Here is a 16442-nt window from a genome sequence, read left to right as displayed (position 1 = left end):
AGGAGCTTGAGCATGGCCACTGCGGGCATGAACGATGTCAAGAACGGGATGAAGATCCTGGTCAACAATGAACCGGCCGTCATCTCCGAGACCGAGTTCATCAAGCCGGGCAAGGGCCAGGCTTTCACCCGCGTGCGCTATCGCTTCATCCGCTCGGGCCGCACCGTGGAAATGACCATGAAGGCCACCGATGACGTGGAAGTGGCCGACGTTGTCGATACCAACATGGATTACATGTACAGCGACGGCGAGTACTGGCACTTCATGGACCCGGAAACCTTCGAGCAGGTGCAGGCCGACAAGGCCGGCATGGGCGGCGCCGAGAAGTGGCTGAAGGGCGAAGAGTCCTGCATCGTCACCCTGTTCAACGGTTCGCCGATCTTCGTGCAGCCGCCGAACTTCGTCGAGCTGAAGATCACCGAGACCGATCCGGGCGTCCGTGGCGACACCTCGGGCGGCGGCGGCAAGCCGGCCACCCTGGAAACCGGCGCCGTGGTCCGCGTGCCGCTGTTCGTCAACCAGGATGAAATCGTCAAGGTTGATACCCGCTCGGGCGAATACTCCGCGCGCGTCAAGTAATCCGGCGCAGCCGGATTACGGTAGTGCCGGCCGCTGGCCGGCAACCCCGGCGCCGGATTACCTGTAGAGCCGAGCCATGCTCGGCTTTCCGGGCACCGCCCGGAACCTGTTGCCGGCGCCCATGGCGCCGCAACGGACAGCCGCCGGGCATGGCCCGGCGCTACCGCCTCCCGCCAGGCCCTTCTCCAATAGCCAAGTGAGCCCGCATGAGCGATAGCCCGCACCTCCCCGAAGCCTGCGACCTGCTCATCGAAGCCGGTTATGTCGTTCCGATCGAGCCGCATGCGGTGGTGCTGGAAGATCATGCCGTCGCCGTGCGTGGCAGCGAAATCGTCGCCATCCTGCCGCGAGCCGAGGCCCGCGCGCGTTTCCGCGCCACCCAGGTGGTCAGCCGCCCCGACGCGGCGCTGATGCCCGGCCTGGTCAATGCGCACACGCACAACCCGATGACCCTGCTGCGCGGCGTCGCCGACGATCTGCCGCTGATGACCTGGCTGCAGCAGCACATCTGGCCGGTGGAAGCGGCGGTGATCGGCCCTGAATTCGTCGCCGACGGCACCACCCTGGCCATCGCCGAGATGCTGCGCGGCGGCACAACCTGCGCCAACGAGAACTACTTCTTCGGCGACGTGCAGGCCGCGGTCTACAAGAAGCACGGTTTCCGCGCGCTGGTCGGCGCGGTCATCATCGATTTCCCCACCGCCTGGGCCAAGACCGACGACGAGTACTTCGCCAAGGCCGGTGAACTGCACGACCAGTGGCGCACCGATCCGTTGATCGGCACCGCGTTCGCGCCGCATGCGCCGTACACGGTCAACGATGCCAATTTCGAGCGGGTGCGGATGCTGTCCGACCAGCTCGACATGCAGGTGCACCTGCACACCCACGAGACCGCGCAGGAGATCAACGATTCGATCAAGCTGCACGGCCAGCGCCCGCTGGCGCGGCTGGATCGCCTCGGCCTGGTCAACGACCGCCTGATCGCGGTGCACATGACCCAGCTGACCGACGCCGAAATCCACCTCTGCGCCGAGCGTGGCGTCAGCGTGGTGCATTGCCCGGAATCGAACCTGAAGCTCGCCTCCGGTTTCTGCCCGGCCTGCGCCCTGCAGCGCGCCGGCGTGAACCTGGCCATCGGCACCGACGGCTGCGCCAGCAACAACGACCTGGACATGTTCAGCGAGAACCGCACGGCGGCGATCCTGGCCAAGGCCGTGGCCGACGATGCGACGGCGCTGGACGCGGCCACCACGCTGCGCGCCTCCACCCTGGGCGGTGCCCGCGCGCTGGGCTTCGGTGAACGCATCGGCTCGATCGAAGTCGGCAAGCAGGCCGACCTGGTCTGCGTCGACCTGTCCGCGCTGGAAACCCAGCCGCTGCACAACGTGCTGTCGCAGCTGGTGTACGCCACCGGCCGCCAGCAGGTCAGCGATGTCTGGATTGCCGGCAAGCCCAAGCTGGTGCAGCGCGAGCTGGTCGGCATGGACCTGCCGGGCATCATCGCCAACGCGCGCCAGTGGCGCGAGCGCATCCGTCATATCCGCGCCTGAACCCCGGCGCTGCAAGGACTTTCTCATGACTGCCCCCCACGCTTCCTCCAATTTCGATCAGGCAGAGCTGGACAAGTTCGCCGCGCTGGCCAACCGCTGGTGGGACGCTGACGGCCCGCAGAAGCCGCTGCATGCGCTGAACCCCGTACGCCTGAAGTACGTGGCTGACCGCGTGCAGTTGCGCGGTGCGCGCGTGCTCGACATCGGCTGCGGTGGCGGCCTGTTGAGCGAAGCGCTGGCCCAGGCCGGCGCCGACGTCACCGCGATTGACCTCGCCCCGGAGCTGGTCAAGGTGGCGCGCCTGCATGCGCTGGAAAGCGGCGCCAAGGTCGATTACCGGGTGCAGGCCGCCGAGGACCTGGCCGCCGAACAGCCGGGCAGCTTCGACGTGGTCACCTGCATGGAAATGCTCGAGCACGTGCCCGATCCGGGCGCGATCATCGAAGCCTGCAAGCGGCTGCTGAAGCCCGGTGGCCACCTGTTCCTGTCGACCATCAACCGCACCGCTGCCGCGTTCGCAGTGGCGATCGTCGGCGCCGAGTACGTGGCACGGCTGCTGCCCAAGGGCACCCACCACTACCAGGAATTCATCAAGCCGGCCGAGCTGGCACGCTGGCTGCGCGAGGCCGATGTGCAGCTGGTGGATGTGAGCGGCATGGCCTATGAGCCGTGGCGCAACCATGCCCGCCTGAGCAGCCGCACCGACATCAACTACCTGGCCTACGCGGTCAAGCCTGCATGACCACGGCCAGCTTCCCGCGGGCGGTGCTGTTCGACCTGGACGGCACGCTGCTGGACAGTGCGCCGGATTTCGTCGCCACCTGCGATGCGATGCTGGCCGAGCGCGGGCGTGCGCCGATCGACCCGGCGCAGCTGCGCCCGGTGGTCTCCAAGGGCTCGCGTGCGATGTTGACCGCCGCCTTCCCGGATCTGGACGCGGCCGACCGCGATGCCCTGATTCCCGAATTCCTGCAGCGCTATGAAGCGCTGATCGGCCAGCACGCGGTGCTGTTCGACGGCGTGGCCGGCATGCTCGCCGCGCTGGACGCCGCAGGTACCGTGTGGGGCATCGTCACCAACAAGCCGGAATACCTGGCGCGCCTGATCCTGCCGCAACAGGGCTGGCAGCAGCGCTGCGCGGTGCTGGTGGGCGGTGACAGCCTGGCCGAGCGCAAGCCGCATCCGCTGCCGCTGCTGCATGCCGCGCAGGCGATCGGCATCGCCGCCGAAGACTGCGTGTACGTGGGCGACGACGAGCGCGACATCATCGCCGCACGCGCGGCGGCCATGCCCTCGGTGGCGGCGCTGTGGGGCTACCGCCTGCACAGCGACGATCCGCTGGCCTGGCAGGCCGACGTGCTGGTGGAGAACGCCGAACTTCTGCAACTGGCCAGTCTCTGGCCGACCCGGCCGGCAGCCCCGGCCCAGCCGTAAGGAATGACGTAGTGAGCAGTACCGCGCTGGACAGTTTCCTCGACAAGTGGCGCAGCCGTTGGCCGGAATGGTCGGTGGCCGCCCCGTTCGTGGCCGAATCGCAACGCGAGCTCGCAGTGGCGTGGTTTGCGCTGCTGCAGGAGTTCGACGACATGCTCAACACCAGCGGCGACCCGCTGCCGGCCGACGCCAAGCTGGCGTGGTGGGGCGAGGAGCTGCGCAGCTGGGCGGGGCAGCGTTCGCGCCATCCGCTGGGCCGCCTGCTGGAGCCGGTGCGTGCGCCGTGGGCGCAGCTGGCCGGGACGCTGCCGGACCTGGTCGAGGCGCGCACGGTTGCCCTCGATGCCGCCAGCGCCGAGCGCGCGCTGGCCAACTACGCCGAAGCGGTTGCCGCCGTGGAAGTCGTGCTGTTCAACGACACGCCGCGCAAGGGCGCCGGCCGTGCCGTGCAGCTGCAGACCCTGGCCCAGCGCCTGCAGGATGCCGGCGTGGCTGGTGTGCCGCGCAGCCTGCTGGACCAGGACGCCAGTACCGCCGCGCAGCGGTGGGCACAGGCTCTGCTGAAGGGCTGGGGCACCCGCGTACCCGGTCCGCGCGCGCGCCGCGTCTGGGCCAGCCTGGCCCGCGCCCGCGTGGCCGCACAGGCGGCCGGCAAACCGATTGAAGCGACCCCGGTACGCACGCTGCTGCGTGTGTGGTGGGCCGCCCGCGGTTGATGCCGCTGCCGCTGCGCTCGCCGGGCATGGCCCGGCGCTACCGGGCGCGGTAATCGGGTAGCGCCGGGCCATGCCCGGCGGATGCCCTCAGAACGTCCTGGCCTCGTTCATCGCCGCGCGCAGCACCTCGCGGTCGAGCGCCATTCCGCTGCGTGCTTCCACCGCATCGACGATGCCCAGCCACGCGGTGTAGATCTGCTCGCGTTCCTCGGTTTCGATGAAGCCGCTGCGACGATCCAGCGCGTTGAAGCCTTCGGTGTAGGTGCGTCCCACCCGCGCCAGCGCCTCCGTCACTGCCGCTGCGTCGCCGCCTGCCGAGGCGAGCTTCAGCGCCTCGCTGCAGGCCTTGCGGTACAGCGTGGCCGCCGCCTTCGCCTGCGCGCTGCTGACCTGCGCGCTGCCGTCCCAATCACGGAACGGATTGTCGAGGTTGGCAGCCAGCCAATCCGGCGTGCGCAGCTGGGTGACAGCGAGGTCCAGGCCACTGGCAACCTCGCGCTTGTAGGCCTTCCTGATCGCCGCGCCCAGTGCAGCCGGCACGCTGCCCAGCCACAGCCGGCACAGCCGCGGCCAGCAGCCGGGCGCAGGAAACACCGCATCCTCCGGCGGGAACACGTCGCTGGCACTGAGCGTATGAAGTTGCTGCAGTTCACCCAGCCGCTGCAGGCCGTGCAGCACGGCGGGTGCGCCGGTGACATGCAGCGCACGCAGCTGCGGGAAGCGTTCGGCGATGCGTCCGCCATCGAGTTCGCGCACGTCGCGCAGCTGCAGCTCGCCCAGTGACGGCAGTCCAGCCCAGGCCAGCGTGGCATCGGTACTGATGAGCGTCAGCCAGCGGCCGTCATCCTCGGCGGTGATGAGCAGGTCGGGCTCGAGCGTACCGTGCAGGGTCAGGCGGGACAGGCCGTCGTTGAGATGCAGGTGGCGCAGGCCGCTGGCATCGATGCTGGCCTGGATCAGGCCGGTGCCGCGCAGGTCCAGAGTGGTGTCCTGAAGGTGGCAGATGTCCAGTGAGTGGATCAGCGGTCGCGTGCGCAGCCACGGCAACAGTCCGGGCACCGGTTTGCTGATATCCAGCTGGGTGAGCAGGGGCAGGGCATCAAACAGTGCCAGCGAAGGGGCCAGGTTCATGGCTGCGGCATCCAGGCAGGTGGCGCAGCGGCGAATCGGGTGTTCGCCGCGTTCCAGCAGCACGCTTCGATCTTCCTGTGCTGCGGTGGCGTGCTTGAAGGCCTCTACGGCAGCTGCATCCAATGCATCCCAGCGGCGTTGGTGTGCAACTTCCGCTCCGTCGGGCCAGCTCCCGTATATCTTCGGCGCGGCCTCGATCAGCGGCGCGCGCCAGCCCACGTGCAGGAAATCGCGCGGCGGTCGTTTTCCCACCCAGCGGTGGTGCAGGGCATTGTCCTGCTGGAGGTAGTTGAAGCGCGCCGGCTGCATCCCGGCGATGGTTGCCGGGTCGGGCAAGATGGTGCCGGTCCAGTCCAGGGTGAGCACGGCGAGGCTGCCGTCGCGCTGATCCTGGTGCGTCAGCTGGTAGGCGACGAACGCCTGCAGGCGTTCGTTGTGGACGACGTGAATATCACCTGGGGCGGGCATGCAATGTTCCTTGTTTCCATGCGGCGAAGCAGCCCGGTAGTGCCGGCCGCTGGCCGGCAACCAGGCCGCACGGCCGTTGTTTACGTTCCAGCGCCAGCAACGGATCGATGCGGGTGACGAACCAGTTCATGCCCCAGTGCAGGTGCGGGCCGGTGGCGCCACCGGCGGCGATCATCTGGCCCTGGGTCACCCGGTCGCCGACCTTCACGTCGATGCGCGACAGTTGCACAAAGCTCGAACTGACAACGTAGCCGTGGTCGATCATTGGAGTACAGCTGGTCAGTGCTGAAAATGCCTCGTAAGCATGGCCTATCCAACGGCAGATCGAAATACTCATGGCTGGCAACTCTCGCCAAAAACAACTTCAAAGCTGCTGCATTCCGAACAGTGATCCAGAAACTCCCTGCACGCTTTGACATCCGAGTTGAGGGCCACGCACCCGTAGCCGATGTCGTCATGAGGATAAATTGCCATGTTGAGTGCGGGGATGATGCAGAAGCACACCTGGCCCGCTACGCCTGCATGACACATGAGAAGTCTGGATAGTTTTATGAAGTCAGAGTACTCAAAGCTGAAGCTCAGAGAGCCTGCGGGTAACGGGGACTCGCCGTAGAGGTAGCTCTCATACTCGTCAGACATCGGCAAAAGGAGTCGTCTTGACTTCATTTCATCATAGATGTGCTGATAGCGCTTGATCGTATCTACATCTTTCTCCCTCTCGTCCCGGTATGAGAGAGCTGTCACAACAAGAAAATTTCCACTTCTCGAGCCAAGGAAGCCATCCAGCAGCGCTACGGCCTTGTCTACAAGTGAGTGGGAATGTTCGCCCGTTCTTTGAAAGTATCCGGCCCACTTGCCTGAAGCGCCGAAGCCGTCAAGTTTGATGTCGCTCAGCGAAAACGTATTCTTGAGTTTTGATGAATATTCCATTTCCTGCTCCATCGTGCTCATCATCCTCGGCAAGGGCTTGACCATCCGAGCTCCGGAGCGCCATTCCTGATTTTTCCATGAAGCGAATGGAAAGGTCGACGTGATCAGTCCTGCGGGGCCGTTCATCGACAGGGCTCACGCAAGCAGCTTGAAACAGCCCCAGCTCCTACGCGGCTGCGGATGTAGTTGACGCCGATTCCGCATCGCTGCCGGGCGTGGCCCGGCGACGATGCGCGTGCGTTACTTGCGTTCCAGCACCAGCAAAGGATCGATGCGGGTGTCGAACCAGTTCATGCCCCAGTGCAGGTGCGGGCCGGTGGCACGGCCGGTGGCGCCGACAGCGGCGATCACCTGGCCCTGGGTCACCCGGTCGCCGACCTTCACGTCGATGCGCGACAGGTGCAGGAAGTTCGAGCTGACGCCGTAGCCATGGTCGATCAGCAGGGTGCCGCCGGTGAGGTACAGGTCCGGGCCAGCGAACGTCACCACGCCGGCCGCCGGTGCCTTCACCGGGGTGCCGGTGGGCACGGCGATGTCCATGCCCGAATGACCGGCGCCGGGCTGGCCGTTGTACACGCGTGCATTGCCGAAGCGACCGCTGATGCGGCCCTGCACCGGCCAGATGAAGGTCTGGGTGAAATCGGTGCGGTCGTCATCGCGGGCACGCGCAGCGGTCACCTGCGCCTGTTCGCGCTTGATCCGCTCGGCAATCGCCGGTGGCGGATTGACCGTCTTCGGCGGTACGCCGTTGACGCGCTCGGTCGGCCAGTCGCGCGCGGTCACGGTGATGGTGGCCGTCTCGCTGCCACCGTCGGGGCGCTGCACCTGTACCTGCAACGGACCCTTCTCATCGCGGCCGATGCCGAACACCACGCTGCCGTAGCTGCTCACCCGCAACTGCCGGCCGGCGTACTGCACGCGGCTGCCGGCGGGCACCTTGCCGATCACCAGCGCGCCCTGCGAAGCGCTGGCCGGGAACACCACGCGGCTGTCGATCAGGCTGCCGATGCCATCCTGCGCCTGTGCCTGGGGTGCGGTGAGCAGGGGCGCGGCCAGCAGCAGCGCCCCGATCATCAGTGCCGAACGCATCAGCGGTCGTAGGTCATGCGCTGGCCGGCGGGTTCGCCCACCAGCTTGCTGCCGTCCCACACCAGCTGGCCGTTGACCCAGGTGGAGGCCACGCGCGAACGGAAGGTGGTGCCTTCGAACGGCGACCAGCCGCACTTGGACAGCACGTCCTCGCGCTTGACGGTGAACGGCACGTCTTCCACCAGCACCAGGTCGGCGAAGTAGCCTTCGCGCAGGAAGCCGCGTTCTTCCACGTCGAACAGCTGCGCCGGGGCGTGGGCGAACTTCTGCACCACCTGTTCGCGGGTCAGCTTGCCTTCGTGCACGCGCTCCAGCGCGGCCACCAGCGCGTACTGCACCAGCGGCAGGCCCGACGGTGCCTGCGCATAGGGCTTCTGCTTCTCTTCCCAGGTGTGCGGGGCGTGGTCGGTGGCCAGCACGTCCAGCACGTCATCGGCCAGCGCGGCGGTGATTGCCTCGCGGTCGGACACTTCCTTGATGGCCGGGTTGCACTTGATCAGGTTGCCCTTGGTCGCGTAATCCGGGCGCGCGAAATGCAGGAAGTGCACGCAGGTTTCAGCGGTGATCTGCTTGCGGCTGCCGTCAGCGCGGATCAGCGGGCCCTTCTCGAACAGCGCCAGCTCGTCGGCGGTGGAGATGTGCAGCACGTGCAGGCGGGTGCCGTGCTTGCGCGCCAGCGACATCGCCAGGCGGGTCGACTTGATGCAGGCCTCGCGCGAACGGATGTCCGGGTGCATGTCCGGGGTCAGCGCGTCGCCGTACTTCTCCTGGAAGGCCTTGAGGTTGGCATCGATCATCGGCGTGTCTTCGCAGTGCGTGATGATCGGCGTGGGGCATTCGCGGAAGATCGCATCCAGCGTTTCCGGGTTGTCCACCAGCATGTTGCCGGTGGAGGCGCCCATGAACACCTTCACGCCCGGTGCCTTCTTCGGGTCGAGCGCGCGGATCGCTTCCAGGTTGTCATTGCTGGCGCCGTGGTAGAAGCCGTAGTTGGCCCAGGCGCGGCCGCGTGCCAGCTCGTACTTGGCTTCCAGGATGGTCGAATCCAGGGTCGGCGGGTTGGTGTTGGGCATGTCCATGAAGCTGGTCAGGCCACCGGCCACGGCGGCTGCCGATTCGCTGGCGATGTCGCCCTTGTGGGTCAGGCCCGGCTCGCGGAAGTGCACCTGGTCATCGATCATGCCGGGCAGCAGCCAGCGCCCGGCTGCGTCCACCACCTGTTCGCCGTCGCGCGGGGCCAGGCCACTGCCGATCTGCGCGATGCGGCCGTTCTCGATGCGCAGGTCGCCGTTGAAGGTGCGGCCTTCGTTGACCATGCGGGCATTGGTAATGAGGGTGGAGGACATGTCAGTGTTTTCCTGTGCAACGGCAAGAGGGGGCGTTGGGCGATTCGGGCACCGGATCGAAGCCGCCGGGGTGGAACGGATGGCAGCGGCCGAGGCGGCGCGCGGCCAGCCAGCTGCCACGCAGCGGACCGTGCATCGAGATGGCGTCCATGGCGTATTCAGAACAGCTGGGCACAAAACGGCAGCGCGGCCCCAGCAGGGGGCTGATGAAGCGCTTGTAGAAGCGCAGCAGGGCAATGAGCAGGCGCGAGATCACCCAGTCATCTTATGCCAGTTGGCATGAAGCCCGCATTTGTGCAGGATGGGCCGTTGGTCGCATGTCGCCCATGGCCTGCGACCGGTACCGGCACCGTGAGGTGCCGGCCAGGTTCCGTACCGCGCAAGGCGGTCCAGGTTCGCCGGACCGTCGCTTTGGGCCGCTGGCTCCAGGACTGAATGGAGTAGGCCCCCAAGGTTGCTGCTGCGGGTCGGGTAGGCTATAAAGGCCCGCTTTCCCGGGCCCCGGGGAATCCAAGGAAGAGCGTTTCGTGGCTGCTAAAAAAACTGCAAAGAAGGCCGTCGAGGCCGCCAAGAAAACCGCCAAGCCTGTTGTGAAGAAGTTGGCGGCCAAGCCTGTTGCCAAGAAGCCGGCCAGCAAGGCGGTCCCCAAGGCAGCATCCTCACAATCGGCGGCCAGGAAGGCCACCGCAACGAAAACACCGGCCAAGGCCAGCAAGCCTGCGGCGAAGAAGGCCGCAGCGCCGGTCAAGTCCAAGCCAGCGGCGGCCAGCAAGAAGGCGCCGGTGGCGAAGAAGGCTGCCAGCAAGGCTGCACCGGTCAAGAAGGCCGTGGCCAAGCCGGCACCGAAGAAGGCCGTCGCCAAGCCCGCACCGAAGCCGGTGGCAAAGAAAGCCGCGGCCAAGCCGGCAGCCAAGCCGGCGGTGAAGAAGGGTGCAACGGCTAAACCCGCCGCCACGCCTGCCGCTGTAAAGAAGGTAACCAAGAATGTCGCCAAGCCGGCTGCCAAGCCGGCCCCGGCCCCGGTAGTGAAAACCGCACCGAAGCCCGCCGCCAAGGCAGCTCCGGCCAAGTCTGTCCCGGCCAAGACCGCGGCAGTGGCAGCAGCCAGACCGGCCCCCAAGCCGGCCCCGGCCGCCACCCCTGCAGCATCGACGGCCCCGCAATCCAAGAATCCCGTGCCCGTTTCGAAATCGCCTGCCAAGACCGCTGTGAAAACTGCCGTGAAACCAGATCCCGCTCCGAAGACCGTGTCGCGCCCAGTGGGCAAGGTTGCCGTGGCTGTGACCGCCCGTTCGGCGGCGCCGGCCCCGCGCAGCAAGTACAAGGTCGTCGAATACAAGACCGACGAGGCCACCGGCCGCCCGATCCTGCCGACCGGCTACAAGCCTGGCTCGGACGAGGAGTACATGAGCCCGCTGCAGCAGGAATACTTCCGCCAGCGCCTGCAGAACTGGCGCGCTGATCTGGTGGAAGAATCCAAGCAGACCATCGAGAACCTGCGCGAGGAAGTGCGTGACATCGGCGATGAAGCCGAGCGTGCGACCCGCGAGACCGAGAACTCGCTGGAACTGCGTACCCGTGACCGCTACCGCAAGCTGATCGGCAAGATCGACAGCACCCTGAAGCGCCTGGAAGCCGGCGACTACGGTTACTGCGTGGACACCGGTGAGGAAATCGGCCTGGAGCGCCTCGAAGCGCGCCTGACCGCCGAGCGCACCATCGACGCCCAGGAGCGTTGGGAGCACCTGCAGAAGCAGCAGGGCGACTGATTCCAGTTCGTTGTCTGGTCATGCGAAAAACCCGGCCTCGGCCGGGTTTTTTGTTGGGTATTCCTGGCTCTACAAAGAAGCCAGCCGAGCATCGGCTCGGCTCTACAGGTTCATTGCAGGTCGCGCAGGTTCAACTTCCGCAGCGTCGGGTTCTTCCACGCCGTGATGCCGGCCACGCTCAACACGGCAAACCCGCCCAGCACCACCGCCGGCACCAGGCCCAGCAGTTTCGCCATCGTGCCGGCGTAGAACGCGCCCAGCTCGTTGGACGAGCTGATGAAGATGCCGTTGATGGACGACACCCGTCCGCGCATTTCCTCCGGCGTGGCCAGCTGCAGGATGGTCGAGCGCACCACCACCGAGACGCCGTCGAAGGCGCCGTAGAACAGCAGGATCAGCGCCGACAGCCAGAAGTGCTGGGACAGGCCGAAGCTGACCACGCACAGGCCGAAACCGGCCACAGCGAACAGCAGCACGCGGCCGGCATTCTTCTGCAGCGGGTGGCGGGCCAGCCACAGGCCCACCGCGATCGAACCCAGCGCCGGCGCCGCGCGCAGGATGCCCAGGCCCTCGGGGCCGTAGTGCAGGATTTCCTGCAGGAAGGCCGGCAGCATCGCCACCACGCCGCCCAGCAGCACCGAGAACATGTCCAGTGCCATCGCACCGACCATGATGCGGTTGCCGACCACGAAGCGGGCACCCTCGGCGATGCTCTTGAAGATCGGCGCGGCCGGGCCGTCGTGTACCGGCTCGCTCACCTTCAGCGTGGCCAGGCAGCCCATCGCCACCACGGCGAAGGCGGTGGCCACGCCATAGGACAGGCCCTTGCCGCCCCAGCCGACCAGGATGCCGCCCAGCGCCGGGCCCACCACCATGCCCGACTGGAACACCACGCTGCCCAGGCCGGCGCCGCGGGCGAACTGGCTGCGCTCGAGCACGCGGGCGAACAGCGCGTTGTAGATGGGCGACAGGAACGCGCGCACCATGCCGGTCAGCGCGATGGCGGCGTAGATCGGCCACACGCCCTGGAACGGCAGCCAGCCGGTGGCCACGCCGGTCAGCACCACGGCGGTGGCGACCAGGCCGGCGCAGGCGACCATGCCCAGCCGGCGGCGCGGCAGGTGGTCCACCAGGTAGCCGGCAAACGGCGCCACGCAGAAGAACGGCAGCACCTCGGCCAGGCCGACCAGGCCCAGCGAGAACGGATTGCGGGTGACTTCGTAGATGTGCCAGCCGACGGTGACGGCCACCACCTGGTAGGACAGCATCGCGAAGATGCGGTACGCCAGCAGCTTGGCAAAGCCCGGCCGGCCCAGCAGGGCCAGCGCGCCTTCGTCCCCGGTGGCGGCGGTCACGGCTGTTCGCGCTGCAGCTGGGCCTGCGCGGTCTCGCGGATGAAGGCCAGCATCGCTGCCACGCCGTTGCTGCGGGTGGGCGAGAGGTGGCGGGCCAGGCCGATGTCCTGGATGTAGCTCGGTTCGGTATCGAGGATCTCCTGCGCCGAACGCCCGGAATACACGCGCAGGGCCAGGAAGATCAGGCCGGAGACAATGGCCGAATCACTGATGGCGTGGAAGCGCAGCGACTGCGCGTTGCCTTCGGGCACGATCCAGACCATCGACTGGCAGCCCAGCAGACGGTGCTCTTCGGTTTTCCAGGCGTCGGCGAAGGCCGGCAGCTTGCGGCCCAGGTCGATCAGGTACTGGTAGCGCTCGGACCAGTCGCCGAAGAAGGCAAATTCCTCGGCGATGGCGGCCTGGGCCTCGGCGGCGGTGGGTTCAAGCGGGAACGGGGAGTCGGTCACAACGGTCTCTACAGTGGGGGCGTGGCCGGACGCGCCGGCCACGGGGCAGGGCGGGTCAGGCGCGCTTGCGTACCCAGCGCACGCCCTGCGGGGTGTCTTCCAGGACGATGCCTTCGGCGGCCAGCTGGTCGCGGATGGCGTCGGAGCGGGCGAAATCACGGGCCTGCTTGGCGGCGGCACGCTCGTCGATCAGGGCCTGGATGCGTGCATCGTCGTCGCCTTCGCTGGCCGCGGTGCCGAACCACTGCGCCGGGTCGGCCTGCAGCAGGCCCAGCGCCAGGCCGGCACCGAGCAGCTCGCCCTTCAGGCGCGTGCGCTCGGCCGGATCGGTCGCGCGGCGCGCCTCGCCGGCGATGCGGGCCACTTCGGCCAGCGCCTGCGGGGTGTTCAGATCGTCATCCAGGGTCGCCTCGACGGCGGCCGGGATCGCCGCCGTGGCGGTCACATCGGCCAGGTCGCGCAGGGTGCCGTACAGGCGGTCCAGGGTGCGCGCGGACTGTTCGATCAGCGCATCGGACCAGTCCAGCGGCTGCCGGTAGTGGGCCGAGAGCAGGGCCAGGCGCAGCGCCTCGGGCGGATGCTGGCGCACCAGGTCATGCACGCGCTCGATGTTGCCCAGCGACTTGCTCATCTTGGCGCCGCCGAAGTTGAGCATGCCGTTGTGCATCCAGAACCGGGCGAAGATCCTGCCGCCATGGGCGCACTCGCTCTGCGCGATCTCGTTTTCGTGGTGCGGGAACTGCAGGTCCACGCCACCGGCATGGATGTCGATGGTCTCGCCCAGGTGGGCGGCAGCCATCGCCGAGCATTCGATGTGCCAGCCGGGGCGGCCACGGCCCCACGGCGATTCCCAGCCGGGCAGGTCGTCACTGGAGGGCTTCCACAGCACGAAATCGCCGGCATCGCGCTTGTACGGGGCCACCTCGACGCGGGCACCGGCCAGCATTTCCTCCGGATCACGGCGCGACAGCTTGCCGTAGCCATCGAAGCTGGCCACCGCGAACAGCACGTGGCCCTCGGCGGCGTAGGCGTGGCCGTTGGCGATGAGCTGCTCGATCATGGTGATGATCTGCGGCATGTGCGCGGTCACTTCCGGCTCGATGTCCGGTGGCACCACGCCCAGCGCGGCCATGTCTTCACGGTAGGCGGCGGCGAACTTGTCGGTGATGGTGCTGATCGGCACGCCCTGCTCGCGCGCGGCGTTGTTGATCTTGTCGTCCACGTCGGTGATGTTGCGCGCGTAGCGCAGGCCACCGAAACGCCGCCGCAGCAGGTCGGCCAGCACCCCGAACACCACCGGGCCGCGGGCATTGCCGATGTGCACGTAGTTGTAGACCGTCGGGCCGCACACATACAGGGTCGGACAGGCCGGGTCGATCGGGGTGAACGGTTCGAGCTGGCGAGTCAGGTTGTTGTGCAGGCGCAGGGTCATGGGGCTGTGGCTGGGGGACAAGCCTGTGATTTTAGAACGTGTCGGGCCCCAATGGGGGGATGGCCGGCGGCGGCCGGGCGGGGCAGGGGGGCCGCCGAGGGGTGGGCAGGAGCTGCGCGGACGGGTAATGTTCAGCCCCTCGCGGTCGTCACTGCCTACACTATCGCCGTGCCCTTTCTTCCATCGCCAATGAAATCCACCGCGTTGCTGACCCTGGCCTGCCTGTCGGCGGCGCCGGTCGTGGCCCAGGCCCAGGAGGCCGAACCGCGCAACCGGGTGGTGATCGTGGAGAACGTGAAGTTCGACTACGCCCAGGTGCTGAACGTCGAACCGGTCTTCCAGACCCTGCGCGCGACCCGCACCGAGGAGCACTGCGAGCCGGTCTCGACCCGCACCCTGGCCCCGGTCAACGTGACCGGCGAGGAGCCGGTGGAGGAAAAGGGGCGGATCGGTCGCTTCTGGGACTCGGTGCGCTCGATGTTCAAGCACAGCGACGAGGAGGCCGCCCAGGAGGTGGCCGCCGAGAACCCGGCGCCGGCCCCGGCCAACAATGGCCCCATGCTGACCCGCGACTGCAAGATCGTGCCGGTCGGCCGCGAGTTCCGCCGGCCGATCGCCTATGACGTGGACTACGTCTACAAGGGCACCAAATACCGTTCGCGGCTGCCGGAAGACCCCGGCAACCGGTTGAAGATCCGGGTCTCGATCACCCCCTGGGTGGGCCCGGAGCAGGCGGCGGCCAGTTCCCCCTGACCGGCCGGGGCCATGCGCTGCCGGCAGCGTGGGGTCTTGCGCCCACCCCGCCCCCATGCAAAGATAATCGACCATGAAGCTCACCGACTTCCAGCACGACAGCAGCGCCGCCCGCCAGGCCACTGGCATGACGTCGCGTGCCCGTCGACCGGAACCCCACATCCTCGCTGGGTAACCGGAGCTTTCTGCTGTTCGTCCGATGAAAACCCAGCCTCCCGGCTGGGTTTTTTCGTTTCCGCGTTCCGAAAGCTTCATCTGAAACTTTTTCGTCCCACCCTGTTCCCTGTTCTCCCTTCCACCGCGCCGCACCCCCGGCGCCGCCACGCAAGGAAAGATGATGTCCCCCAAGCACTTCCTGAACACCCAGGACTGGAGCCGCAGCGATCTTGACGCGCTGCTGACCCAGGCCGCGCTGTTCAAGCGCAACAAGCTCGGCGACCAGCTCAAGGGCAAGTCGATCGCGCTGGTGTTCTTCAACCCGTCCATGCGCACCCGCACCAGCTTCGAACTGGGCGCGTTCCAGCTCGGTGCCCACGCGGTGGTGCTGCAGCCGGGCAAGGATGCGTGGCCGATCGAGTTCAACCTCGGCACGGTGATGGACGGCGACACGGAAGAGCACATCGCAGAAGTGGCCAAGGTGCTGGGGCGTTACTGCGACATCATCGCCGTGCGTGCGTTCCCCAAGTTCATCGACTGGGCCTACGACCGCCAGGACATCGTCCTCAACAGCTTCGCCAAGTACTCGCCGGTGCCGGTCATCAACATGGAGACCATCACCCACCCGTGCCAGGAACTGGCCCACGTGATGGCGCTGCAGGAACACTTCGGTACCCAGGACCTGCGCGGCAAGAAGTACGTGCTGACCTGGACCTACCACCCCAAGCCGCTGAACACCGCCGTGGCCAACTCGGCGCTGACCATCGCCACCCGCATGGGCATGGACGTGACCCTGCTGTGCCCGACCGCCGACTACATCCTCGACGACCGCTACATGGGCTGGGCCGAGCAGAACGTGGCCGAGAGCGGTGGTTCGCTGAAGATCAGCCATGACATCGACAGCGCCTACGCCGGCGCCGACGTCGTCTACGCCAAGAGCTGGGGCGCGCTGCCGTTCTTCGGCAACTGGGAACCGGAAAAGCCGATCCGCGACCAGTTCAAGCACTTCATCGTCGACGAACGCAAGATGGCGCTGACCAACAACGGCGTGTTCAGCCACTGCCTGCCGCTGCGCCGCAACGTCAAGGCCACCGACGGCGTGATGGATTCGCCGCAGTGCATCGCCATCAACGAAGCCGAGAACCGCCTGCACGTGCAGAAGGCGATCATGGCGGCGGTTGCCGGGCGCTAGATCTAACAAGGGGTAGAGCCGACCGTTGGTCGGCTGCTCCAGCAGCGGTGCATCCAACATTCCAGCCGACCAACGGTCGGCTCTACCGAATTC

At 67.1% G+C, this 16442-nt stretch carries 16 protein-coding genes and 1 pseudogene; 8 read left to right on the top strand and 9 right to left on the bottom strand.

The annotated features are described in order from the left end of the window. Window positions 1–12 precede the first annotated feature (12 nt). The 5 genes from efp to C1927_RS14240 all read left to right on the top strand — a co-directional run bounded on the left by efp (window position 13) and on the right by C1927_RS14240 (window position 4279). Entirely contained in the window at window positions 13–579 is a 567-nt protein-coding gene (efp, locus tag C1927_RS14260; RefSeq protein WP_079222535.1) for an elongation factor P, read from the top strand. Window positions 580–785: 206 nt separating this feature from the next. Then, window positions 786–2129 carry a TRZ/ATZ family hydrolase gene (locus C1927_RS14255; protein WP_108747050.1) on the top strand — a complete coding sequence of 448 codons (1344 nt, stop codon included), beginning with the start codon at window positions 786–788 and terminating at the stop codon, window positions 2127–2129. Window positions 2130–2154: 25 nt separating this feature from the next. Then, the gene (gene ubiG, locus C1927_RS14250) at window positions 2155–2871 is read left to right on the top strand and encodes a bifunctional 2-polyprenyl-6-hydroxyphenol methylase/3-demethylubiquinol 3-O-methyltransferase UbiG (RefSeq protein ID WP_088026601.1); all 717 of its coding nucleotides are present in this window, start codon (window positions 2155–2157) and stop codon (window positions 2869–2871) included. After that, window positions 2868–3563 (top strand): phosphoglycolate phosphatase, encoded by a 696-nt coding sequence (locus C1927_RS14245; RefSeq protein ID WP_108747049.1) that lies wholly within the window; start codon window positions 2868–2870, stop codon window positions 3561–3563. Before ubiG ends, C1927_RS14245 begins: the two co-directional genes overlap by 4 nt. Before the next feature lie 11 nt (window positions 3564–3574). Further along, window positions 3575–4279, top strand: a complete 705-nt coding sequence (locus C1927_RS14240; RefSeq protein WP_108747048.1) for a phytoene/squalene synthase family protein — start codon at window positions 3575–3577, stop codon at window positions 4277–4279. Between the two features lie 87 nt (window positions 4280–4366). Here C1927_RS14240 and C1927_RS14235 read toward each other — a convergent pair whose 3' ends face one another. The 6 genes and pseudogenes from C1927_RS14235 to yidD form a co-directional block, all read right to left on the bottom strand. Next, window positions 4367–5878, bottom strand: coding sequence for a gliding motility protein (locus C1927_RS14235; RefSeq protein ID WP_108747047.1), 1512 nt, complete (start codon window positions 5876–5878; stop codon window positions 4367–4369). Window positions 5879–5954: 76 nt separating this feature from the next. Next, window positions 5955–6161 (bottom strand): annotated as a pseudogene (locus tag C1927_RS21725) (M23 family metallopeptidase); the annotation flags it as partial. Window positions 6162–6211: 50 nt separating this feature from the next. Continuing rightward, the gene (locus C1927_RS14225) at window positions 6212–6934 is read right to left on the bottom strand and encodes a hypothetical protein (protein ID WP_202818492.1); all 723 of its coding nucleotides are present in this window, start codon (window positions 6932–6934) and stop codon (window positions 6212–6214) included. A gap of 114 nt (window positions 6935–7048) precedes the next feature. After that, complete coding sequence (locus C1927_RS14220) at window positions 7049–7897, bottom strand: M23 family metallopeptidase (protein WP_079222528.1); 849 nt, start codon at window positions 7895–7897, stop codon at window positions 7049–7051. After that, complete coding sequence (locus tag C1927_RS14215) at window positions 7897–9243, bottom strand: dihydroorotase (RefSeq protein WP_108747044.1); 1347 nt, start codon at window positions 9241–9243, stop codon at window positions 7897–7899. Before C1927_RS14215 ends, C1927_RS14220 begins: the two co-directional genes overlap by 1 nt. Before the next feature lies 1 nt (window position 9244). Continuing rightward, complete coding sequence (gene yidD, locus C1927_RS14210; RefSeq protein WP_108747043.1) at window positions 9245–9499, bottom strand: membrane protein insertion efficiency factor YidD; 255 nt, start codon at window positions 9497–9499, stop codon at window positions 9245–9247. A 271-nt stretch (window positions 9500–9770) separates the two neighbouring features. Between yidD and dksA the strand changes: the two genes are divergently transcribed. Beyond that, window positions 9771–11012: an RNA polymerase-binding protein DksA gene (dksA, locus tag C1927_RS14205; protein WP_108747042.1), complete on the top strand. Its 1242-nt coding sequence runs from the start codon at window positions 9771–9773 to the stop codon at window positions 11010–11012. Window positions 11013–11122: 110 nt separating this feature from the next. Here dksA and C1927_RS14200 read toward each other — a convergent pair whose 3' ends face one another. From C1927_RS14200 to cysS, 3 genes are read right to left on the bottom strand one after another with little or no spacing between them, the layout of a single operon-like run. Continuing rightward, window positions 11123–12367, bottom strand: coding sequence for an MFS transporter (locus C1927_RS14200; protein WP_079222524.1), 1245 nt, complete (start codon window positions 12365–12367; stop codon window positions 11123–11125). Then, on the bottom strand, window positions 12364–12816 hold the full coding sequence (locus C1927_RS14195; protein ID WP_079222523.1) for a SufE family protein: 453 nt from the start codon (window positions 12814–12816) through the stop codon (window positions 12364–12366). Before C1927_RS14195 ends, C1927_RS14200 begins: the two co-directional genes overlap by 4 nt. Window positions 12817–12871: 55 nt before the next feature. After that, window positions 12872–14248 (bottom strand): cysteine--tRNA ligase, encoded by a 1377-nt coding sequence (cysS, locus tag C1927_RS14190; protein ID WP_108747041.1) that lies wholly within the window; start codon window positions 14246–14248, stop codon window positions 12872–12874. Between the two features lie 189 nt (window positions 14249–14437). Here cysS and C1927_RS14185 point away from each other — a divergent pair, with 189 nt between their 5' ends. Then, on the top strand, window positions 14438–15001 hold the full coding sequence (locus tag C1927_RS14185; RefSeq protein WP_079222521.1) for a hypothetical protein: 564 nt from the start codon (window positions 14438–14440) through the stop codon (window positions 14999–15001). A gap of 337 nt (window positions 15002–15338) precedes the next feature. Next, the gene (locus C1927_RS14180) at window positions 15339–16349 is read left to right on the top strand and encodes an N-acetylornithine carbamoyltransferase (RefSeq protein ID WP_053443310.1); all 1011 of its coding nucleotides are present in this window, start codon (window positions 15339–15341) and stop codon (window positions 16347–16349) included. The last annotated feature ends 93 nt before the right edge of the window (window positions 16350–16442 follow it).

Origin of the sequence: Stenotrophomonas sp. ZAC14D1_NAIMI4_1 (assembly GCF_003086775.1) — a bacterium.
Classification (GTDB): Bacteria; Pseudomonadota; Gammaproteobacteria; order Xanthomonadales; family Xanthomonadaceae; genus Stenotrophomonas.
Note: the sequence above shows the minus strand (reverse complement) of the source record. Positions and strands in the feature narration are given on the sequence as shown.